We start from the raw sequence: 20,292 nt of genomic DNA on the forward strand, positions 1-20,292 counted from the left end.
AAAGCGCGGTGGGCCGCACACAGCGCCTCGAACGGGAACCCAGCCGCGAACCCACGAGTCACCTAGGCAGGGCGTGATGACGAGGCGCGGGGGGTGCCAGTGCTCGAGGACTTCGGCCAGGACGAGGGTCCGGGTCGCAGAAACTCCGAGGAGTCGGGATCCGGATGCCTTACCGGCTGTCTGGGCGCAGTGGCGCTGCTGGCCGCGGCCCTGATCGGTTGGGCAGTGTACGAGCACGTCGCCGACGCCACCCCCGACGCTGCGCATTTCAGCGAGACGGAGTTGGTGGGCACCTGGAAGTCTCCGGGCGGAGGCGTCCTGACACTGCGCGGCGACGGAACCTTCTCGGCGGTCGACCTGTGCGGCTTCGGGACCTCCGACCCCCAGGTCGGATCCGACAGCGGCACCTGGCAGCCGGAGGACGGCGAGAACAGCCTGGATTCGTCGGCACCGGCCACCGGCGGCGTGATCCTCGGCGGCACGACGAACGCGAACGCGTTCGACGAGGGCAGGGACGGCAACGCCGCCGTGCTGTGGCAGTACGTCGGCCCTCCGGACGAACCCCACGGCTTCTGCAAGCTTCACAAGCAGTGACCGCGCAGCCCGGCTTCGTCGAAGAGGCGGCCGCAACAGCGCTTGCTTGCTCCCGCTGACCTGTGGCTTCATCCACCCCTGCGAAGAGGGCGGCACACTCACCGTGCGCACCGCGCGGGACGGAGACCAGCCGCTCTCCGAGTTCGCCGGCCCCGGCCCCGACCCCGACCCCGGCGTGCCCGCCGACGTCCAGAGCCGGGTGTTCGACCCCTTCTTCACCGCCAAACCCGTCGGCGAGGGCACCGGCCTCGGCCCGGACATCTCCCGGCGCATCGTCGTCAACCGGCACGTCGACGATCTACGCCCGCAGTGCGTGCCGGGAGCCACGCGCCTCCGGGCCCGCCTGCCGATCGACCCGCCGCCCCGCCGGTGGCGGGCGGCGGCGCGTCAGCCGACCTGCCCGCTCGGCCGCATCGTGATCTGGTTGATGTCCACGCCCGCGGGCTGGTTGACGGCGAAGACGATGGTGTCCGCGATGTGCTCGGGCGTCATCACCGGTGCGGCGTCGGGCGTGCCGCCGCGCTGCTCCCAGAACGGGGTGTCCACCACGCCCGGCGCGACGACGGTCACGCCGACCCCGTCCTTACCGACCAGCAGCCGGGTGTTCTCCGCCAGCGCGTGTACGGCCCACTTGGTGACCGAGTACAGGTTGCCGGGCGTGTTGCGCACCCCGGCGACCGAACCGATGATCACGATCCGGCCCTTGGACTCCCGCAGATGCGGCAGCGTCTCGCGCACCAGCAGAGCCGGACCCAGGACGTTGGTGAGGACCATGGCGCGCATGTCCTCCGGGGCGTGGCTCTCCAGATTCCCGGGCAGCGAGAAACCCGCGTTGGCCACGACGTTGTCCAACCGGCCCCACGCCTCCACCACCTGACGCACGGCAGCCGCCACGTCGTGCTCGTCGCTCGCGTCGCCGGTGATCGTCAGCAACCGCTCACCCGCCGCGGCGGAAGCGGTGAAGGCCGCCAGCTTCTCCGCGCTGCGCCCGGTGACGGCCACCCGGTGGCCCTGCTTCAGCAGCGCACGGGCGGTGGCGGCACCGATGCCGGTCGAGCCCCCGGTGATCAGCGTGACGGGTTCCATGGGGACGACCTCCTCAGCGGCGCGGGCAGGGGGCCCACCAGGACCTCGAGCCGGCCCACACCAGCAGCCAGGATCGCGAGCGTTCCCCCCGAAACCCCAGCACTATACCCAGCGATCACCCCGCAACCCCGGCCCCGACGGCACCGGCAGGCCCTCACACCCCCGCGACAGCCTCAGTCCCGCTGGCGTCGGCGACGCGGAAGTTCCGGTGGGCCAGGTCCTCTCCTTCGGATCTTCACGGTTCACCGGATGGCACTTCCGGGGTCCTGTGGGCGAAGTCGTGGGCCGTCCGCCGGGCGGGCGAGCGCGTTATCCAGTGGCCGCCCACCGCGCAACGTCCATAGGGTCGCTGGGTGACACACAACACCGTTGACCCGACGACGATCACGCCGGAGATGGCAGCTCAGATCCGCACGTGGCGATGCGATGAGGACTACTCCTGGCGCGCTGTGGCCCAAGCCGCGTCCGACCTGTGGGGCTCCGATTGGGGCAGCAACCAGCTCTTCGGCGAGGACCTCTGCATGGCCGCAGCGAAACTGCTGGGCGAAAACCCCTACCGGGAACCTTGGAACTGAGGCTCGCCAGACGGCTCCACTCGGATCAGCGAGCGGACCAGATGCTCGACAGTGTTGCGCTGCTCGCAAGCCTAACGGGCGGACCTCGACGTTCGGGGTGCAGGACGAGCTGCATCCGCGCGCCCTTGACGCAGCGTCTGCTCGCCCACGACGGTGTCGTCCAAGACCGGTCAGCAACGTTGTCGACGGAGCGGATCATGGCGCTGCATTTCATCGGGGTCGACCCGAACACCGGGCAGGGCGAGTCGCCGACTGTCTGGGTCGACGACGAACGCCGGGAACTAGTGATCCAGGGCTACCGGCCCGACGAGCACCTGCTCCAGCAGATCCACGACAGCCCGGCCCCCAACCACACCCCGGGGATCCCGGACCACGAGTACGTGATCCGCCTACCCTTCAGCATGATCCCGAACATCCGAAAGGCATGCGATGCCGCCGACGAACTGGGCTGACCTGTTCGCCAAAGCCCAGCGCTCCGCCGTCCACCTCGAGATGCGCGACCACTACGCCGCCCCGAGCGAGGACGACCCGATCGCCTGCTGGGAAGCCACCGGGGTAGCAGACGCGGACCCGGGCTCTGAGTGGTGGGCGGGCTGGTCCCGGATCGTCCGCGATGCTGTCGCCCGTGGCGTCCAGGTGCGGCGCGCCCGCATCGTGTCCGAGCCAGTCACGCGCTACACCCGCTGGCTGCACGCCATCACCCCCGCGAACCTCGCGGCCGGCGAGCGCGTCCGCTGGCTGCCCCGGGCGCACGCCGTCGACCTCGCACTGCCCGGATCCGACTTCTGGGTCTTCGACGACACCCTCGTCCGCTTCGGACAGTTCTCTGGCGACGGCGTCCCGTTGGAACCGCAGTACCGGGACGAGCCCGAGGTCGTCAAGCTCTGCCTCGATGCCTTCGAGAGCGTCTGGAGTCGGGGCGTTCCTCACGAGGAGTACGAGATCCGTTAGACCGGCATGTCGAGATCGCCTTCGTCATCGGCTCAGCAGGCGCGCGAGCGAGTGGCCGCGCGCCTGCACGAGCTGCGATCCAGCGCTGGCCTGACGGTCCGCGGGCTGGCCGCACGCATGGGCGTCTCGGCGGCGAAGGTGTCCCGCATCGAGAACGCCGTCACGCCTGCCGCCAAGGCGGACATCACCGCCTGGTGCGGAGCCTGCGATGCACCGGGCAACGCGCCCGACCTGATCGCAATGAGCCAGCAGGCCGATGAGCTCTACGTCGAGTGGCGGCGCCGGCACCGGCCCGGCCTGCTCCACGCCCAGGAGTTGCAGCTCGGCATCGACCAGCGCGCCCGCCTGCAGCGCTCGTACAGCTCGGTGGCGATCCCGGGCCCCTTCCAGACCTACGAGTACGCACGTGCGATGCTCAGCGCGTTCGCCCGCTTCAACGGTGGCGAGCCCGGCGACATCGAGGCCGCCGCGGCGAAGCGCGTCGAGCGGTCGGCGCTGCTGCATGCGAACGGGCACCGGTTCGTGGTGCTGGTCGAGGAGCACCTGTTGCGGCAGCGGTTCGGCGGCACGGCCCTGCTGCGCGGCCAGCTGGAGCATCTCCTCGAGCTGCAGCGCCTGCCCGCCGTGGCGTTCGGCGTCGTGCCGTTCAGCGTGGAGCGCCCGAACATGTGGTGCCCCGAGTCGTTCCGGATCTACGACCGGGAGCTCGTGCAGTTGGAGACGCTCACGGCGGTGATCTCGGTGGCGGCGCCGGCGGACGTCGCCCTGTACGAGCGTGCGTTCGTCGAACTGGGAGCCACCGCTCTGTACGGCCCAGCGGCGACAGCGCGGATCGAGGCGGCGATGCGCGAGCTCTGAGCGATTGCCGTGCAACACGGTGCAACAAGATTGAGGCGGCATCAGGCCACGCACCATCGTGGATCGCATGGCCGCATCCTCCACCGCCGCGGGCGCTTCACCGACCCGCCCCGCCACGCCCGGTCCGCTGCCGCGGGCCTACTCGACCCCCGAGTGCCGCACCGGCGCGGACCGCTGGCCGGACCTCCACCAGATGTGCAGCGCCCCCGGCTACCGCGACCGCGTGCTCGGCTGGGTGCCGGTGAAGTGCACCTGCACCTGCCACGACCAGCCGGCCGAGGAGCGGGCGACGTGAGCGGCGAGCAGGTCATCTACGACCAGGAGTGGTTGGTCTACCGCATTCGGAAGCTGGACGGCGTCCTCGTGGGCACGGAGTACGGCGGCAACCCGTGCGCCTACGAGACCCGGGCCCAAGCCGATGAGGAGGTCGAGCTGCGGGCCGAGCGCCACGCGTACCTCCGCGAGGTGCGCGCCATGCGCGAGAGGGGCGAGCAACTCCTGTGAGCCAGCCCTACATCACGGTCCACGCCCCGATCAGCGTTCTGACGACCAGCGGAAGCGCCAGCGCAGAGATGGTGACACCCTCGAAGTCGGATCCCGGCGACGGCGACGGACATGTGATGCAGGTCACTAAAAAAGGGTGACATGCTGTTGTCGCGGACGGCTGCGAGTCTCGACGCATGACGATCACTGATGAGGACTGCCTCGCCGAAACCCTCGCCTTCAACGCCCAGTTCGAGGCTGCCGCCGCCACGCGCCCGCGCCGCGGGCGGAGGCTTGACCCTGGTCTGCTCGCGCAGCTGCGGGGCAACCGGCTCGGGGGTGACGCGCCGCCGATGCGGTTGCCGCAGGGGCGGGATCGGATCGTGGCGGGCGGGGCGAAGGTACGGGTGTTCGTGCCGGACCGGGTTGAGGGCGTGTACCTGCATATCCACGGCGGAGGCTGGGCGTTCGGCTCGGCGGACGGGCAGGACGAGCGGCTGTGGCGGATCGCCGGGCAGGCGCGTCTGGCGGTGGTGAGCGTGGAGTACCGGCTCGCGCCGGAGCATCCGTTCCCCGCCGGTCCCGAGGACTGCGAGGCCGCCGCACGGTGGCTGGTGGACCACGCCACTGCCGAGTTCGGCACCGACCGTCTGCTCATCGGCGGCGAGTCGGCCGGCGCCCACCTGAGCGTGCTGACCCTGCTGCGCCTGCGCGACCGGCACGGAGTCACCGGCGCCTTCCGGGCCGCGAACCTGCTGTACGGGCCCTACGACCTGTCGATGACGCCCAGTGCGCGGACCTTCGGATCCCGGCCGCTGCTCAGCAACTCCGACTCGATCCGCGGCAGTTGCGAGCTCCTCACGCCCGGGATGTCAGCGGAGGAGCGCCGCGACCCGGCGGTCTCGCCGCTGTTCGCCGACCTGTCCGGACTGCCGTCGGCGCGGATCGTCGTCGGCAGCGAGGATCCGCTGCTCGACGATTCGCTGTTCCTGGCCGCGCGCTGGCGCGAGGCCGGTGCGGCCGTACAGCTCGGCGTCGTCGCCGGCGCGATGCACGGCTTCACCCTGTTCCCGCTGACCGTCACCGAACGGGAGCAGCAGCGAGAGCTGGAGTTCCTCGTCGGCGCGTGACGGTAGCGTCGAGCCATGAACCGCACTTCTCGGCTCTACGCGCTGGTGGAAGAGTTGCGCGCGGTGGCGCCGCGGCCGATGACGGTCGCGGCGCTCGCGGCCCGTTTCGAGGTCAGCGGCCGCACGGTGCAGCGTGACCTCCAGGTGCTGATGGAGACCGGCGTCCCGGTGCGCACCACGACGGGGCGCGGCGGCGGCTGGTCGATCGACCCGGCGATGACGCTGCCGCCGATCCGGTTCACCGCGGACGAGGCGGCGGCGCTGGTCACCGCGCTCGCCGCGGCCGACGCCTCGGCGCCGTACGCGGGCGCGGCCCGTGCGGCGGCCCAGAAGATCGCGGCCTCGATGACCGGCCCCGCCGCGCTGGCGGCCGAACAGCTCGCCGCCCGAATCGTCGCCCTACCGGGCGGTGACGCGGAGTCGGCCCGTACCGCGGAGTCGGCCCGCGCCGCGGTGGAGCGGGCCCTCGCCGACGGCACGGTGCTGCGCCTGTCGTACCTCGACGCGGCAGGCCGCGAGAGCGATCGTCTGGTGGAGCCGGCCGGGCTGCTCACCGCCGACGGCAAGTGGTACCTCATCGCCTGGTGCCGTACCCGCCGCGCCGGCCGGGGTTTCCGCCTGGACCGGATCACGTCGGCGACCCCGACCACGGAGCGGGCCCAGCCCCACGACCTGGCCGCCCTCCTTCTCGGCTCAGCCGCCGTCGGCGCGGCGCGGCCCGCGGTACTCGCCCCCCTCGCACCGGCCCCGTGACGGGAGCGGCCGAGCTCTGATGACCGCGGTGAAGACGTGCGCGCTCCGGCAGGCCGGGTCCGTCGCCGCCGTCCGACAGCTTGGCCCTCACTCTCGGCAGACGGAAAACCCTTTGGCTCACCACCTGTTCGATTCGTAGGCTGAGAGCACCAAGAAGGACGCGGACCTGCGGACTTCACTGGCCTGTAGCTCAGTTGGACAGAGCGCCCGGCTACGAACCGGGAGGTGGCGGGTTCAAGTCCTGCCAGGCCAACGGCGTCGTACCCCAACGGCAGAGGGATCCGGTTCAGGACCGGAACAGTGTGCGTTCGAATCGCACCGACGCTACGCGAGGCACTGTGGCCCCATGGGTCCAGGCAACGCCACGGAGAGGTGGCCGAGTGGTAAGGCAGCGGCTTGCTAAGCCGTAGTCGGGGGAAACCCCGCGCGCGTTCGATCCGCGCTCTCTCCGCGTTGGAAGGTCTCCCATCGGTGTGGGACACCGCCTAGAAAGCGGCTGGGTCTTCGGGCCTTGGGGGTTCGACTCCCTCACCTTCCGCCAAGGGCCTGTAGTTCAACGGCAGAACGCCCGGCTCCAACCCGGGTGATGTGGGTTCGAATCCTGCCGGGCCTGCCATGCAGGAGACGGACGCGAGGCGCCGCCGGGCTCGGATGACACCCGAGCCCGGCGACGCCTCGCATCCGTCCGTCCGTCCGTCCGTCCGATGAGCGTGTCGACGCGCGAGCGGTCCCGAGCGCCGCTCGGACCTCGGACCTCGGACCTCAGGCCTCGGGCACGAGCTCCAGCGGGGCGGCGACGGTGGCGACGCCGCGGCGGTAGCGGAGGTAGAGGCCGAGGCCCACGGCCGTGATGACCGCGGTGAAGACGATCGCCCCCCACTGGTAGTACCAGTGGTCGCTCCCGTACACCGCCGCGCGGGGCCAGGCGAGGTTGACGGTCATGGCCGCGCCGTACAGGACCGCGAAGGCGTTCACGGGCGTGCCCCAGCGGCCGAGGTTGAAGTAGCCGCCGTGGTCGGCGCGGGGCCATTCGCCGCGCAGGCGGCGCAGCAGCATGGGGCCGGTGACCATCAGGTAGGGGATGTAGAAGAGGATGATGGCGACCGAGGTGAGGATGTAGAAGACGCGCTGGTTGCCGATGTTGACCAGCAGCAGGACGATCGTCAGCACGCCGGTGACCAGCGCGGGGACCACGGGGGTCTTGGAGCGCGGGGAGACCCTGGCGATGGCCTTGCCGAAGGGCAGGCGGCCGTCGCGGGCCATGGCGAACAGCAGGCGGATGGCGGCCGTCTGCACGGCGAGGCAGCAGACGGTGATGGCGATGGCGGAGCAGACCAGGAAGGCGTCGCCGAGGCCGGTGCCGAGGGTGGACTTGATGAGGTAGGGCATGCCCAGGGTGCCCAGCTGCTGGGCGTTGATGTTGCCGACGGCCATCATGCCGACCAGCATGAGCAGTCCGCCCGCGAGGAACGCGGCGGTCAGCGCGCGGATGATGGCGCGCGGGGCGTGGCGCCGCGGTTCCTTGGTCTCCTCGGCGAGGGAGCCGGCGGTGTCGAAGCCGTAGAAGACGTAGGCGCTCATGATGGAGGCGACCAGGAAGGCGCCGAGGTAGCCCCACGAGTGGCCGGCGCCGGTGCCGGCGGTCTTCAGGACGACCTGGGGTCCGCGGTGGATGTGGACGGCGAGCATGACGATCAGCAGGGTGACGCCGATGAGTTCGACGGCCACGCCGAAGTTGTTGATCTTCGCCATGAGCCGTACGCCGACGATGTTGACGATGGTGGTGAACACCACCAGGCCGAGCGCGAGCAGGATCGCGTTCTTCGCGCCGTTCGGCGTCGTGGTCGCGCCCGCGTCGGAGGCGCCGCCCACGATCTCGAAGGCGAGCGACACCTGGGGCAGGATCACCTGGTAGGCGACGGCGACGGCCGCGGCGGTGACGACCGCGCCGATGGCCATGATCCAGCCGGACATCCAGGAGGTGACCGGGCGGGCGATCTGCTTGGACCACTGGTAGACGCCGCCGGCCAGCGGGAACTGGCCGGCCATCTCGGCGAAGCACAGGGCGACGGCGAGCTGGCCGAGGAAGACCAGCGGCCACGACCAGATGAAGGCCGGGCCGCCCGCTCCGAAGCCGAAGCCGAAGAGCTGGAAGACGCCGGTCATGATGGAGATGTAGCTGAAGCCGGCGGCGAAGCTGGAGAAGGAGCCGAGGGAGCGTTCCAGCTCCTGCCGGTAGCCGAAGCGGGCCAGATCGTGGGTGTCCTGGCCTGGGTGTCTGCCCCCACCCGGCGGCTGGTTGGGGACGGCGGTCTTTCCTGAGGTGCTCATGGGCGCTCCAGGTACTCCGGGGACTGCGTGTGGACGCGGCGCGGTTGCGGTGCGGAACCGCGTGGCACCGTGCCCACGGTCGGGCACGGTGCGGCGCGGTGCGGGGACCGCCGGGGCCCGAGGGGCCGTCAGTCGGAGAACCAGTACTGGGGCGCGGGGTCGAGGGTGCGCCAGACGTGCTTGGTCTCCTGGTACTCGCGCAGACCGGAGGGGCCGAGTTCACGGCCGGTGCCGGACTGCTTGAAACCGCCCCACTCGGCCTGCGGCACATAGGGGTGGTAGTCGTTGATCCAGACGGTGCCGAGGCGCAGGCGCTGCGCGACGCGTTCCGCGCGCCCGGCGTCCTTGGTCCACACGGCGCCGGCCAGGCCGTAGGGGGTGTCGTTGGCCAGGGCGACGGCTTCGTCCTCCTCGTCGAACAGTTCGACGGTCAGGACCGGGCCGAAGACCTCCTCGCGGACCACGGCCATGCCGGGGTGGCAGTCGGTGAGGACGGTGGGGCGCAGGAAGTACCCGGCTTGGAGTTCGGGGTCGTCCGGTCGTGCGCCGCCCGCGCGCAGGACGGCGCCTTCGGCGAGCGCGCCCGCGAGGTGGCGCTCCACCTTGGCGCGGTGGTCGGCGGAGACCAGCGGTCCGCACTCGGTGCCCTTGGCGAGGCCGTCGCCGAGCTTGATCCTGTCGGCGCGGCGGGAGAGTTCCGCGGTGAAGGCGGCGGCGAACTGCGCGTCCGGGCCGCGTTGCAGGAGCAGCCGGGAGCCGGCGGAGCAGACCTGGCCGGAGTGGAGGAAGGCCGCGGTGAGGGCGTAGTCGACGGCCGTGTCGAGGTCGCTGTCGGCGAAGACGATGTTGGGGTTCTTGCCGCCGAGTTCCAGGGCGACCTTCTTGACGGTCTCGGCGGCGGCCCGCATGACGGATCGTCCGGTGGAAAGGCCGCCGGTGAAGGAGACCAGGTCGACGTCGGGGTGCTCGGCCAGTGCCGCGCCGACGGCGCCGCCGCCGAGGACGAGGTTGGCGGTCCCGGGCGGTGCGCCCGCCTCGGTGAGCGGTTGCTGGAGCAGTTCGAAGAGGCGGACGGTGGTGAGCGGGGTGACCTCGCTGGGCTTGGCGACGACGGTGTTGCCGGCCGCCAGCGCGGGGGCGAGTTTCCAGGTGATCTGCAGCAGCGGGTAGTTCCACGGGGTGATCAACGCGCAGACGCCGACGGGCTCGTGGACGACGCGGCTGACCGCGTCCGGGCGTCCGGTGTCGACGGTGCGTCCGGCCTCGGTGGTGACCAGTGCGGCGTAGTAGCGCAGTACGGCGGTGGAGTCGTCGACGTCGTAGCGGCTCTCGGCCAGGGTCTTGCCGGTGTCGAGGGTCTCCAGGCGGGCGAGCTCCTCGCGGTGCTCCTGGAGGGCGTCGGCGGTGGCGGTCAGGACCGCGGCGCGGCGTGCTGCGGGCGCGTGGGCCCAGCCGCCCGCGTCGAAGGCGGCGCGGGCGGCGCGCACCGCGCGGTCCACGTCGGCGGTCGAGGCCTCGGGCACGGTGGCCAGGTCGCTCGCATCGAAGGGGTTGGTGACGATCCGTTCGCGGCCGTCCGCGGCCGCGGTCCAGGAACCGTCGATGAACAGGGAAGTGGTGCGGACCACGGGCCGCATGAACAGCCGCCTCCTCGCGTGTTGCGTGATGAGAGACATTGACCTTCATTCGCAACGTGCCGCCGAGTATGGAAGTGGCATAAAGAGGGTGTCAAGGGGGCTGACAGGTGCCGGAAGTCTTGACAGGCACCCACCGGGAACCGACCCTGTTTCACATCGCGCAATTCATTGCGCCATAGGCAACAGTCAGGGTAGATCTCCCAACTCCCCGAGGGGATGGATCACTTGACCGCTCATCCGAAAGTCGTGATCGTCGGCGCCGGAATCGTCGGCTGCGCGCTCGCGGACGAACTCACCGCGCGCGGCTGGACCGACGTCACCGTCCTCGACCAGGGACCGCTCTTCGCCACCGGCGGCTCCAGCTCCCACGCGCCCGGTCTCGTCTTCCAGACCAACCCCTCCAAGACCATGACCGAGTTCGCCCGCTACACGGTCGACAAGTACACGGCCCTCACCCTCGACGGCCAGTGGTGCTTCCGCCAGGTCGGCGGCCTGGAGGTGGCGACGACGCCGGAACGCGTCGAAGAGCTGAAACGCAGGCACGGCTACGCCGCCTCCTGGGGCGTACGGGCCGAACTCGTCGACGCGGACCGCTGCGTCGAACTGCATCCGCTGCTCGACCGCGGGCAGGTGCTGGCCGGTCTGCACACCCCCGACGACGGGCTGACCAAGGCGCTGCGCGCGGCCGAGGCCCAGGCCCGCCTGGCGATCGGCCGCGGCGCGCGCTTCCTCGGCCACCACGCGGTGACCGGGATCGAGTCCAGCGGCGGCCGCGTCACCGCGGTGACCACCGAGCACGGCTCCTTCCCCGCCGACGTCGTGGTCTCCTGCGCCGGGTTCTGGGGGCCGAGGCTCGGCGCGATGGCCGGGCTCACCGTGCCGCTGGTGCCGATGGCCCACCAGTACGCGCGGACCACCCCCCTCGCGGCGCTCGCCGGGCACAACTCCGAGCTGCTGGAGGCGTCCAAGCCGATCCTGCGGCACCAGGACCGCGACCTCTACTTCCGCGAGCACGTGGACCGCGTCGGCATCGGCTCCTACGCGCACCGCCCGCTGCCGGTCGACCTCGCCGAGGTCGGCGAGGCGGGCGGCCCGGTGATGCCGTCGATGCTGCCGTTCACCGAGGAGGACTTCGAGCCGTCCTGGCTCGACGCGCGCACCCTGCTGCCGGCGCTCGCCGCCACCAAGGTCGAGGAGGGCTTCAACGGCATCTTCTCCTTCACCCCCGACGGCTTCCCGCTGCTCGGCGAGGCCCCCGACCTGCGCGGCTTCTGGGTCGCGGAGGCGGTGTGGGTGACCCACTCGGCGGGCGTGGCACAGGCGATGGCGCAGTGGCTGGTCGACGGCCGCCCGCAGACCGACCTGCACGAGTGCGACCTGAACCGCTTCGAGCAGGTGCAGCTCGCGCCCGCGTACGTGCACCGGCGCAGCTGCCAGAACTTCGTCGAGGTCTACGACATCCTCCACCCGCTCCAGCCGATGCAGGAGCCGCGCCCGCTGCGGGTCAGCCCCTTCCACGCCCGGCAGCGGGAGCTCGGCGCGGTGTTCCTGGAGGCCTCCGGCTGGGAGCGCCCGCACTGGTTCGACGCCAACGCCGCCCTGCTGGCGGAGGCGGAGGAGATCCCCGGCCGGGGCGCATGGGCGTCGCGGTACTGGTCGCCGATCGCCGGCGCCGAGGCGCTCGCCACCCGCTCGCGGGTCGCGCTGTACGACATGACGCCGCTCAAGCGGCTGGAGGTCTCCGGTCCCGGCGCGCTGGAGCTCCTGCAGTACCTGACCACCAACCAGCTGGACAAACCGGTCGGCGCGGTCACCTACACCCTGCTGCTCGACCAGGCGGGCGGCGTGCGCAGCGACCTGACGGTGGCGCGCCTCGGCCCGGACCGCTTCCAGGTCGGCGCGAACGGCAACCTCGACCTCGACTGGCTCACCCGCCACCTGCCCGAGGGCTCCCCCGTCCAGATCCGCGACATCACCGGCGGCACCTGCTGCGTGGGGGTGTGGGGCCCGCTCGCCCGCGAGCTGGTCCAGCCGCTGACGGACGCCGACTTCTCGCACCGAGGCTTCGGCTACTTCAAGGCCAGGCAGGCGTACGTCGGCAACGTGCCGGTCACGGCCATGCGGCTGTCCTACGTCGGCGAGCTCGGCTGGGAGCTGTACACCACGGCGGACGCCGGGCAGCAGCTGTGGGACACCCTGTGGCGGGCCGGGCAGCGGCTGGGCGTCGTCGCCGCCGGACGCAGCGCGTTCAACAGCCTCCGCTTGGAGAAGGGCTACCGCTCCTGGGGCACCGATCTGACGGCGGAGCACAACCCGTACGAGGCGGGGCTGGGCTTCGCGGTCCGGATGGACAAGGGCGACTTCCTCGGGCGCGAGGCGCTGGTCGGTCTCGGCGAGGAGACCGCGGCGCGAAGGCTCGTCCCGCTGCTGCTGGACGACCCGCACGCGGTGGTGATGGGCCGCGAGCCGGTCCGGGTGGACGGCGCCCCCGTCGGCTACGTCACGAGCGCGGCGTTCGGGTACACGATCGGGAAGTCGATCGCGTACGCGTGGCTGCCGGCGGCGTCGGCCGCGCCCGGCACGCGGGTGGGCGTGGAGTACTTCGGCGAGGTGCTCCCGGCGGTCGTCGCGGAGGAGCCGCTGTTCGATCCGGGGATGGCGCGTATCCGCAGTTAGCGCCAGGAAGGCCACCCACCCGTGCGGCCGACCGAGGGCGCAGGGCCCTCCTGCAGATGGGTGGTCGCTCGCGCCCCCGCGGCAGAGCCGCATGTCCGCAGAGCCTCGCGCCCCTGAAGTGTCCTCCCGCCGTCGAAAGGTATCCGTCGTGACCGCGACCGAACTGCCCGCCAGCCTGATCCCGACGCTTCCCGGTTCCGCGTACACCGATCCGCAGGTCTTCGCCCTGGAGCAGGAGAAGATCTTCGAGACGATGTGGTTCTGCGCCGTGCGCGCCTCCGAGTTGGACGCGCCGGGGAAGTTCCGCACCGTGCAGGTCGGGCGGGAGAGCGTGCTGGTGGCCCGCACCCGGGAGGGCTCGGTGCGGGCCTTCCTCAACATCTGCCGCCACCGCGGCGCCCGCCTGTGCACGCAGGAGGAGGGCGAGGTGAAGCGCGCCTTCCAGTGCCCCTACCACGCGTGGACGTACGGGCTGGACGGCAAGCTCGTCGCCGCGCCCAACCTCACCAGCATGCCCGACGTGGACCGGACCACCTACGGCCTGGTGGGCGTCCACGTGCGCGAGTGGCTGGGGTACGTCTGGGTCTGCCTGGCGGACGAGCCGCCGTCGTTCGAGGAGGACGTCATCGGCGCCGCCACCGAGCGGCTCGGCGACCCGAAGGCGATCGACCACTACCAGGCCGACGAGCTCGCCGTGGGCCGGCGCATCCGCTACGACGTGCGCGCCAACTGGAAGCTGATCGTCGAGAACTTCATGGAGTGCTACCACTGCGCCACGATCCACCCGGAGCTGACCGACATGCTGCCGGAGTTCAAGGGCGGCTTCGCGGCGCAGTACTACGTGGGCCACGGAGCGGAGTTCGCCGACGAGGCGGAGGGCTTCACCGTGGACGGCAGCGCGGGCGTGGCGCGCATCCCGGGCGTCACCGAGGAGCAGGACCGCCGCTACTACGCCATCACCGTCAAGCCGCAGGTGTTCGTCAACCTGGTGCCGGACCATGTGATCGTGCTGCGGATGATCCCGCTGGCGGCGGACCGCACGGTCGTCGAGTGCGACTGGCTCTTCCTGAAGGACGTGGTGGACTCCGGCGCCGACCTGGACCGTTCGGTGGAGCTGTTCCACCGGGTGAACACGCAGGACTTCGAGGCGTGCGAGCGCTGCCAGCCCGCGATGGACTCGCGCGCGTACGCGCGCGGCGGTGTGCTGGTGCCCAGCGAGCACCACATCGGCGCATTCCACGAGTGGGTGACGGCAAAGCTCCGCGACTGATCCCCCTGTCGTCCCGTACCGTCTGTTCCGACCCACCCGCTACGAAAGGTCTCGCGTCATGGCACAGCAGGTTCGAGGAGTCATCGCCCCCGGTAAGGGAGAGCCGGTGCGGGTCGAGACGATCGTCGTGCCCGACCCCGGGCCCGGCGAGGCCGTGGTCGCCGTGCAGGCGTGCGGCGTCTGCCACACCGACCTGCACTACCGCGAGGGCGGCATCAACGACGACTTCCCGTTCCTGCTCGGACACGAGGCCGCGGGCGTGGTGGAGTCCGTCGGCGAGGGCGTCACCGAGGTCGCGCCGGGCGACTTCGTGATCCTCAACTGGCGTGCGGTCTGCGGGCAGTGCCGCGCCTGCCTGCGCGGGCGTCCCTGGTACTGCTTCAACACCCACAACGCCGAGCAGAAGATGACGCTGGCCGCGACCGGCCAGGAGCTCTCCCCCGCGCTGGGCATCGGCGCCTTCGCCGAGAAGACCCTGGTCGCGGCCGGACAGTGCACGAAGGTCGACCCGGCCGCCTCCCCGGCCGTCGCAGGGCTGCTCGGCTGCGGCGTCATGGCCGGCATCGGCGCCGCGATCAACACCGGGAACGTCGGCCGCGGCGACAGCGTCGCCGTGATCGGCTGCGGCGGCGTCGGCGGCGCGGCGATCATGGGCTCCCGCCTGGCCGGGGCGGCGAAGATCATCGCGGTCGACGTGGACGAGCGGAAGCTGGAGACCGCCAAGCGCCTCGGCGCCACCCACACCGTGCTCTCCGGCAAGCAGGACGTCGTCGAGGCGGTGCAGGCGCTGACCGGCGGCTTCGGCGCGGACGTCGTCATCGAGGCCGTCGGCCGCCCCGAGACCTACCGGCAGGCCTTCTATGCCCGCGATCTGGCCGGCACGGTCGTGCTGGTCGGCGTGCCGACGCCGGAGATGAAGCTGGAGCTGCCGCTGCTGGACGTCTTCGGCCGCGGCGGCGCGCTCAAGTCCTCCTGGTACGGGGACTGCCTGCCCTCGCGCGACTTCCCGATGCTGATCGACCTCCACCTCCAGGGCCGCCTGGACCTGGACGCCTTCGTCACCGAGACCATCGCGCTGGACCAGGTCGAGCAGGCGTTCACGCGGATGCACGAGGGCGACGTGCTGCGCTCGGTGGTGGTCTTCTGATGGCGGCGCGCGTCGAACACCTGGAGACCTCGGGCGTCTTCACCCTGGACGGCGGCAGCTGGGAGGTGGACAACAACGTGTGGCTGGTCGGGGACGACCAGGCCGTCGTCGTCATCGACCCGGCCCACGACGCCGAGGCGATCCTGCGCGCCGTGGGCGGCCGCGAGGTCACCGCGGTGGTGTGCACCCACGCGCACAACGACCACGTCAACGCGGCGCCGGAGCTCGCCGAACGCACCGGCGCGCCGATCCTGCTCCATCCGGACGACGTGCCGCTGTGGCAGCAGACCCATCCGCACCGCAAGCCGGACCGCGACCTCGCGCACGGCATGGTGCTCACCGTCGCGGGCACGGAGCTCCACGTCCTGCACACGCCGGGACACGCACCCGGCGCGGTCTGCCTGTACGCGCCGGCCCTGGCCACCGTCTTCACCGGCGACACGCTCTTCGCGGGCGGTCCGGGGGCCACGGGGCGGTCCTTCTCGGACTTCCCCACCATCGTCCGCTCCATCGCCGACCGGCTGCTGACCCTCCCCCCGGACACGCTGGTCCGCACCGGCCACGGCGGCACCACCACGATCGGCGCGGAGGCGCCGCACCTTCAGGAGTGGATCGCCCGGGGACACTGACGCGACGTCACCGGCAGCACCGGCGTCACCGGCACCCCGGCAGTGCGGCGACGCCGTCGGCCCGCCACCGCGTCCACCCGTCGACGCGGTGGCGGGAATGCCCTCACCGGGCCTTCGAGCCCCCAACTTCCGCTTATGATCCGATGGTGCTCGACTCACGCCATCTCGCCACCTTCCACGAAGTGGTGACCGCTGGCACCTTCTCCGCAGCCGCGCGGTCCCTGGGCTGCACACAGCCCGCGATCACCCAGCAGATGCACGCGCTCGAACGCAGCGTGGGCATGCCGCTGTTCGTCCGTGCGGGACGCCGGCTGAGACTGACGGAGGCGGGCGAGGCCCTGGCCCGCCACACCGGGCTGATCCTGGACCAGCTGTCGGCGGCGGAGCAGCAGTTGGGCGCCCTCTCGCGCCTGCACAGCGGACGCGTGCGGATCTGCGCGTTCCCGAGCGCCAACGCCACGCTGGTGCCGGCGGTGATCGCGCGCCTGCTGGCGGAGCACCCCGGGATCCGGATCGAGTTACAGGAGGACGAGCCTCCGGGCTCGCTGCGCCGGGTCCCGCAGGGTGAGTGCGACATCGCCCTGGCGTTCAGCTATCCCGGCTTCCAGGTGGGTGACGCCGCCGACCTGGTCGAGTACCCCCTGATGGAGGACCCGGTGACGGCGCTGCTGCCGGTGGGCCACCCGGCCGCCCGGCACAGCGCGGTCCGGCTGGCCGACCTGGCCTCGGAACGCTGGATCGCGGGCTGTCCGCGCTGCCAGGCGAACCTGCTGTACGCGTGCGCCGAGCAGGGGTTCGCCCCGGACGTCGTGTTCGCGACCGACGACAACCTGGCGGTGCAGAACCTGGTCTCCGTGGGCGCGGGCGTCGCCCTGATGCCCGGGCTGGTGCTGGGCTTCCTGCGGCACGACAAGGTGACCGCGCGGCCGGTGGAGCCGCTCACGCACCGCAAGATCTCGGCGTACGTGCTGCGTGACCACGCCCGGGTGCCGTCGACGGCCCTGGTGCTGGAGGTGCTCCGGGAGGTGGCCGACGCCCACGGCGGGACGTGACGCCTCCGATAAGCAGCGCTTGGCCGTGTCCAAGCAACGCTTGTTGGACGGGTCCGGCCGTGGCGCGCACAGTGGGGCCGTGCCCTCATCCGCCGCATACGACGCAACCGGCGTCAGGACGACGACGCCGTGGATCAGCGACCTCGCCGCAGGGATCCGCGAGGTGCTCCGACGCGACCTGACGCCCCACATGACGGCGTGCCAGGTGGCCGAGCTGCTCAGACCCTCACTGGGCAGGCCCGGTCTGCTGAGCGCCGCGCAGCAGGAAGGCTGCGCGGAGACCTACCGGCAGCACCTGCTGTACGCGGAGCCCGACGGCAGCTTCTCAGTCGTCGCCCTGGTCTGGCTGCCCGGCCAGCGGACCCCGATCCACGACCACCTCAGCTGGTGCGTCGCCGGAGTCCACCAGGGCCAGGAGACCGAGCACCGCTACCGGCCGGCCGGCGACGACCCGGCCGCCGGGCTGGTCCGCGACGGCAGCACGGTGAACCCGACCGGCGCCCTGTCCGCGATCGCGCCGCCCGGCGACATCCACCGGGTGTGCAACACCGGCCCCACCAAGGCGATCTCGCTGCACATCTACGGGGCGGACATATCCCGGCTCGGGTCCAGCGTCCGCAGGACCTACGACGCGCCGCACGACGAACCGTGACGTCGGACCACCACCCCGGACGACCCAGGCGAACGGCACGGGCGCGAGCCCCCCAGCAGAAGCGCGAAGCACCTTGACGACGAACTCCCCTCACACCGCCCGCTCCACCCACCCCACCCGCGTCGCGCCGGTGCGCGACATCGCCGTCGTCGGCGCGGGAGCGGCCGGCACGCTGACGGCGATGCGCCTGCTCCAGCACGCCGCCGCAGACCCCGGGCCGACCCGCCGCGTCTGGCTGATCGACCCGGCGCCGACCGGCCGTGGCCTGGCCTTCTCCACCACCGAGCCGCACCACCTGCTGAACGTGCCCGCGACCAACATGAGCGCGCACGTCGACCAGCCCGGTCACTTCGTGCAGTGGCTCGGCGAGCACGGACACGGCGACGGCTTCGTCCCGCGCGGCCTGTACGGCCGCTACCTCGCCGACAGCCTGGACGAGGCGGTACGGCGGCGGGGCGCGCCCGAACTCGTGCGCCTGCACGAGCGGGTCGTCTCGATCAGCCACTCCCCCGCCGGCGGTGACGGCGACCGCGGCGGGTCCGTGGAACTCCGGTTCGCGACAGGTCAGGTCCTGGCGGCCCACGCCGTGGTGCTGGCGCTCGGCAACTTCCCGCCCGACACCGGCTGGGCGCCGACCACGCTGCGCGCCGCGCCGGGCTTCTTCCCGGACCCGTGGATGCCGGGGCTGAGCGCCGCGATCGGCGACACCGGTGACGTCCTGCTCGTCGGCACCGGCCTGACGATGGTGGACATCGCCCACACCCTGCGGCGGCCCGGCCGCGTCGTCCACGCGGTCTCACGCCACGGACTGCTCCCGCAGCGCCACGGCGAGCCGCTGCTGCCGCCCGCCGATCCCCCGCACCTCGACGGCTGCGCGGGCCTCGCCGAGCTGCGCAGGGCGGTGCTGTGTCACCTGTCGCGCTGCCGCCGCACCCACGGCGACTGGCGGCCGGGCGTGGACAGCCTGCGTCCGCTCACCACCGCGCTGTGGCAGCGGCTCGCCCCCGACGAGCAGGCCGCCTTCCTGCGCGAGGACCTCCGCCACTGGGAGACGCACCGCCACCGCATCCCGCCCAGCAGCGCCGAGGCCCTGCGGTCGGCCGTCGAGTCCGGCCAGGTCACCGTCGGCAGCGGCACCGTCACCGGGGCCGAGGTCGGTCCCGACGGCATCCGCGTCGTCCTCGACGACGGCCGGGCGCTGACCGTTACGGCGGTGGTGAACTGCACCGGCTCCCAGACCGACCTCACCCGCGTCGCCGACCCGTTCGTGACGGACCTCCTCGGCTCCGGCCTCGCGCTGCCCGCCCCGCTCGGCGGAGGTCTGCAGACCGACCCCACCGGTCGGCTGCTCCCGGCGGCCGGGCGAACGCAGGCGCCGCTGTGGACACTTGGCGGCCTGCGGCGCGGCGGTCTGCTGGAGACCACGGCGATCCCCGAGATCCGCCACCAGGCCGACTCCCTCGCGCGCGAACTGCTCACCCACACCGGCGTCGCGACCGCCCCCGCCCCCCAACTGCTCGACGCCACCGCCTCGAACGGGACTCGCTGACGCCACCTGACACACGACGCAGCGGCGCTAGAAGTCCCACCCGTCCCCGTCGGCCTCCGTCCTCGCCGCCGCGACGGCCGGGGACGGGGACCGGGCGGCGAACGAGTCGCCCGCCATGCCGGCGACGAGGGTGGTGCCGTCCGCCGGGTCGATCAGCAGGAACGATCCGGTGCGCCGGGAGTCGGCGTAGGAGTCGAGCGCGAGCGGCTCGGCGGTGCGCAGCGTGACGCGGCCGATGTCGTTGGCGGTGAGCCGGCCCGGGTGCGGGTCCTGGGAGAGGTCGTCGAGGGTGAGCCGCGAGGGGATGTCCTCGACGATCGCCTTCACGGTGCGGGTGGTGTGCTTGAGCAGGACCCGCTGGCCGACGGTGAGCGGCGTGTCGGCCACATGGCACACGGTCGCCTGGACCTCCTTGGTGATCCGCGGCGGCGGTCCGGCGGTGAGCATGTCGCCGCGCCCGATGTCGATCTCGTCGGCGAGCCGGACGCTGAGGGAGGCTCCGGCCGCGACGACGTCCGCGGACTGCCCGAGCACGTCGAGCGCGGTGACGGTGGTGGTGCGGTCGCAGGGCTGCACGGTCACCGTCTGCCCGACCCGGAGCCGGCCGGTGAGCAACTGGCCCGCGTAGTACCGCTCTCCGCCGTGCCGGATGACCATCTGCACGGGGAACCGGACACAGGGGCTCGCCGCCTCGTCCCCCACGTGCACCGACTCCAGGTGTTCCAGCACGGTGGGGCCGCCGTACCAGTCCATGCGGGCGGAGGGTTCCACGACGTTGTCCCCGCCGAGCGCCGAGATCGGCACGGCGGTGACCTCGGGGACGCCCAGGCCCGTGGCGTAGCCGGTGAACTCCTCGGCGATGGCGGCGAAGACGGGCTCGGCGTAGTCGACGAGGTCCATCTTGTTGACGGCCAGGACG

General features: G+C 72.0%; 20 protein-coding genes and 5 tRNA genes. 21 read left to right on the forward strand and 4 right to left on the reverse strand.

All coding sequences use genetic code 11. The features are described from left to right. Positions 1-93 precede the first annotated feature (93 nt). On the forward strand, positions 94-594 hold the full coding sequence (locus TR50_RS39725) for a hypothetical protein (protein ID WP_152648895.1): 501 nt from the start codon (positions 94-96) through the stop codon (positions 592-594). 387 nt (positions 595-981) lie between these two features. Here the strand turns inward: TR50_RS39725 and TR50_RS39730 are convergent, their stop codons facing one another. Then, on the reverse strand, positions 982-1,680 hold the full coding sequence (locus TR50_RS39730; protein ID WP_042434514.1) for an SDR family oxidoreductase: 699 nt from the start codon (positions 1,678-1,680) through the stop codon (positions 982-984). Between the two features lie 353 nt (positions 1,681-2,033). Here TR50_RS39730 and TR50_RS39735 point away from each other — a divergent pair, with 353 nt between their 5' ends. From TR50_RS39735 to TR50_RS39790, 13 genes are all read left to right on the forward strand, one after another. After that, complete coding sequence (locus tag TR50_RS39735; RefSeq protein WP_042434516.1) at positions 2,034-2,255, forward strand: hypothetical protein; 222 nt, start codon at positions 2,034-2,036, stop codon at positions 2,253-2,255. A gap of 197 nt (positions 2,256-2,452) precedes the next feature. Continuing rightward, the gene (locus TR50_RS39740) at positions 2,453-2,707 is read left to right on the forward strand and encodes a hypothetical protein (RefSeq protein ID WP_042434559.1); all 255 of its coding nucleotides are present in this window, start codon (positions 2,453-2,455) and stop codon (positions 2,705-2,707) included. Next, the gene (locus TR50_RS39745; RefSeq protein WP_042434519.1) at positions 2,685-3,206 is read left to right on the forward strand and encodes a DUF6879 family protein; all 522 of its coding nucleotides are present in this window, start codon (positions 2,685-2,687) and stop codon (positions 3,204-3,206) included. Before TR50_RS39740 ends, TR50_RS39745 begins: the two co-directional genes overlap by 23 nt. A 51-nt stretch (positions 3,207-3,257) precedes the next feature. Continuing rightward, on the forward strand, positions 3,258-4,064 hold the full coding sequence (locus tag TR50_RS39750; RefSeq protein ID WP_052441844.1) for a helix-turn-helix domain-containing protein: 807 nt from the start codon (positions 3,258-3,260) through the stop codon (positions 4,062-4,064). Positions 4,065-4,131: 67 nt separating this feature from the next. Beyond that, complete coding sequence (locus TR50_RS39755; RefSeq protein ID WP_042434525.1) at positions 4,132-4,359, forward strand: hypothetical protein; 228 nt, start codon at positions 4,132-4,134, stop codon at positions 4,357-4,359. Next, positions 4,356-4,568, forward strand: coding sequence for a hypothetical protein (locus TR50_RS39760; protein WP_042434528.1), 213 nt, complete (start codon positions 4,356-4,358; stop codon positions 4,566-4,568). The genes TR50_RS39755 and TR50_RS39760 overlap by 4 nt, the downstream gene beginning before the upstream one ends. Before the next feature lie 176 nt (positions 4,569-4,744). Then, entirely contained in the window at positions 4,745-5,677 is a 933-nt protein-coding gene (locus tag TR50_RS39765; RefSeq protein ID WP_042434531.1) for an alpha/beta hydrolase, read from the forward strand. A gap of 15 nt (positions 5,678-5,692) precedes the next feature. Next, entirely contained in the window at positions 5,693-6,430 is a 738-nt protein-coding gene (locus tag TR50_RS39770; protein ID WP_042434534.1) for a helix-turn-helix transcriptional regulator, read from the forward strand. 179 nt (positions 6,431-6,609) lie between these two features. Next, a tRNA-Arg gene (locus tag TR50_RS39775) sits at positions 6,610-6,683 on the forward strand. Position 6,684: 1 nt separating this feature from the next. Continuing rightward, a tRNA-Leu gene (locus TR50_RS39780) sits at positions 6,685-6,757 on the forward strand. Positions 6,758-6,796: 39 nt separating this feature from the next. After that, a tRNA-Ser gene (locus TR50_RS39785) sits at positions 6,797-6,881 on the forward strand. A 4-nt stretch (positions 6,882-6,885) separates the two neighbouring features. After that, a tRNA-Ser gene (locus TR50_RS46305) sits at positions 6,886-6,971 on the forward strand. Position 6,972: 1 nt separating this feature from the next. Beyond that, positions 6,973-7,046, forward strand: a tRNA-Trp gene (locus tag TR50_RS39790). Positions 7,047-7,192: 146 nt separating this feature from the next. Here TR50_RS39790 and TR50_RS39795 read toward each other — a convergent pair. Together TR50_RS39795 and TR50_RS39800 are read right to left on the reverse strand one after the other, a co-directional pair. Continuing rightward, positions 7,193-8,761 carry an APC family permease gene (locus tag TR50_RS39795; RefSeq protein ID WP_042434537.1) on the reverse strand — a complete coding sequence of 523 codons (1,569 nt, stop codon included), beginning with the start codon at positions 8,759-8,761 and terminating at the stop codon, positions 7,193-7,195. 128 nt (positions 8,762-8,889) lie between these two features. Continuing rightward, complete coding sequence (locus tag TR50_RS39800; protein WP_042434541.1) at positions 8,890-10,398, reverse strand: aldehyde dehydrogenase family protein; 1,509 nt, start codon at positions 10,396-10,398, stop codon at positions 8,890-8,892. Between the two features lie 216 nt (positions 10,399-10,614). On the opposite strand from TR50_RS39800, the gene TR50_RS39805 reads away from it, so the two are divergent. The 7 genes from TR50_RS39805 to TR50_RS39835 all read left to right on the forward strand — a co-directional run bounded on the left by TR50_RS39805 (position 10,615) and on the right by TR50_RS39835 (position 19,373). After that, a complete protein-coding gene (locus tag TR50_RS39805) occupies positions 10,615-13,074 on the forward strand; it encodes a GcvT family protein (protein ID WP_042434544.1) in 2,460 nt (819 codons plus the stop codon). Between the two features lie 148 nt (positions 13,075-13,222). Continuing rightward, on the forward strand, positions 13,223-14,344 hold the full coding sequence (locus TR50_RS39810) for an aromatic ring-hydroxylating oxygenase subunit alpha (RefSeq protein WP_042434547.1): 1,122 nt from the start codon (positions 13,223-13,225) through the stop codon (positions 14,342-14,344). 58 nt (positions 14,345-14,402) lie between these two features. Further along, positions 14,403-15,491, forward strand: a complete 1,089-nt coding sequence (locus TR50_RS39815) for an S-(hydroxymethyl)mycothiol dehydrogenase (protein WP_042434550.1) — start codon at positions 14,403-14,405, stop codon at positions 15,489-15,491. Then, positions 15,491-16,120, forward strand: coding sequence for an MBL fold metallo-hydrolase (locus TR50_RS39820; protein WP_042434553.1), 630 nt, complete (start codon positions 15,491-15,493; stop codon positions 16,118-16,120). Before TR50_RS39815 ends, TR50_RS39820 begins: the two co-directional genes overlap by 1 nt. 146 nt (positions 16,121-16,266) lie before the next feature. Continuing rightward, on the forward strand, positions 16,267-17,172 hold the full coding sequence (locus tag TR50_RS39825; protein ID WP_042434562.1) for a LysR family transcriptional regulator: 906 nt from the start codon (positions 16,267-16,269) through the stop codon (positions 17,170-17,172). A 79-nt stretch (positions 17,173-17,251) separates the two neighbouring features. After that, positions 17,252-17,824 (forward strand): cysteine dioxygenase family protein, encoded by a 573-nt coding sequence (locus TR50_RS39830; RefSeq protein ID WP_439654279.1) that lies wholly within the window; start codon positions 17,252-17,254, stop codon positions 17,822-17,824. Between the two features lie 73 nt (positions 17,825-17,897). Then, entirely contained in the window at positions 17,898-19,373 is a 1,476-nt protein-coding gene (locus TR50_RS39835) for an FAD/NAD(P)-binding protein (protein WP_063775249.1), read from the forward strand. 27 nt (positions 19,374-19,400) lie between these two features. On the opposite strand, the gene TR50_RS39840 is transcribed toward TR50_RS39835, so the two are convergent. After that, positions 19,401-20,292, reverse strand: an 892-nt coding sequence (locus tag TR50_RS39840) for an elongation factor 1-alpha C-terminal domain-related protein (RefSeq protein WP_042434556.1), incomplete at its 5' end; no start/stop codon positions are given.

The sequence above is a fragment of the Streptacidiphilus anmyonensis genome (assembly GCF_000787855.1).
In the GTDB taxonomy this organism is placed as follows: Bacteria; Actinomycetota; Actinomycetes; order Streptomycetales; family Streptomycetaceae; genus Streptacidiphilus; species Streptacidiphilus anmyonensis.

Bases quoted from the DNA above. Each gene is read 5' to 3' on its own strand.
- TR50_RS39730 (WP_042434514.1), bottom strand. From the start codon at position 1,680: ATGGAACCCGTCACGCTGATCACCGGGGGCTCGACCGGCATCGGTGCC.
- TR50_RS39740 (WP_042434559.1), top strand. From the start codon at position 2,453: ATGGCGCTGCATTTCATCGGGGTCGACCCGAACACCGGGCAGGGCGAG.
- TR50_RS39745 (WP_042434519.1), top strand. From the start codon at position 2,685: ATGCCGCCGACGAACTGGGCTGACCTGTTCGCCAAAGCCCAGCGCTCC.
- TR50_RS39755 (WP_042434525.1), top strand. From the start codon at position 4,132: ATGGCCGCATCCTCCACCGCCGCGGGCGCTTCACCGACCCGCCCCGCC.
- TR50_RS39765 (WP_042434531.1), top strand. From the start codon at position 4,745: ATGACGATCACTGATGAGGACTGCCTCGCCGAAACCCTCGCCTTCAAC.
- TR50_RS39770 (WP_042434534.1), top strand. From the start codon at position 5,693: ATGAACCGCACTTCTCGGCTCTACGCGCTGGTGGAAGAGTTGCGCGCG.
- TR50_RS39795 (WP_042434537.1), bottom strand. From the start codon at position 8,761: ATGAGCACCTCAGGAAAGACCGCCGTCCCCAACCAGCCGCCGGGTGGG.
- TR50_RS39800 (WP_042434541.1), bottom strand. From the start codon at position 10,398: ATGCGGCCCGTGGTCCGCACCACTTCCCTGTTCATCGACGGTTCCTGG.
- TR50_RS39805 (WP_042434544.1), top strand. From the start codon at position 10,615: ATGGATCACTTGACCGCTCATCCGAAAGTCGTGATCGTCGGCGCCGGA.
- TR50_RS39815 (WP_042434550.1), top strand. From the start codon at position 14,403: ATGGCACAGCAGGTTCGAGGAGTCATCGCCCCCGGTAAGGGAGAGCCG.
- TR50_RS39820 (WP_042434553.1), top strand. From the start codon at position 15,491: ATGGCGGCGCGCGTCGAACACCTGGAGACCTCGGGCGTCTTCACCCTG.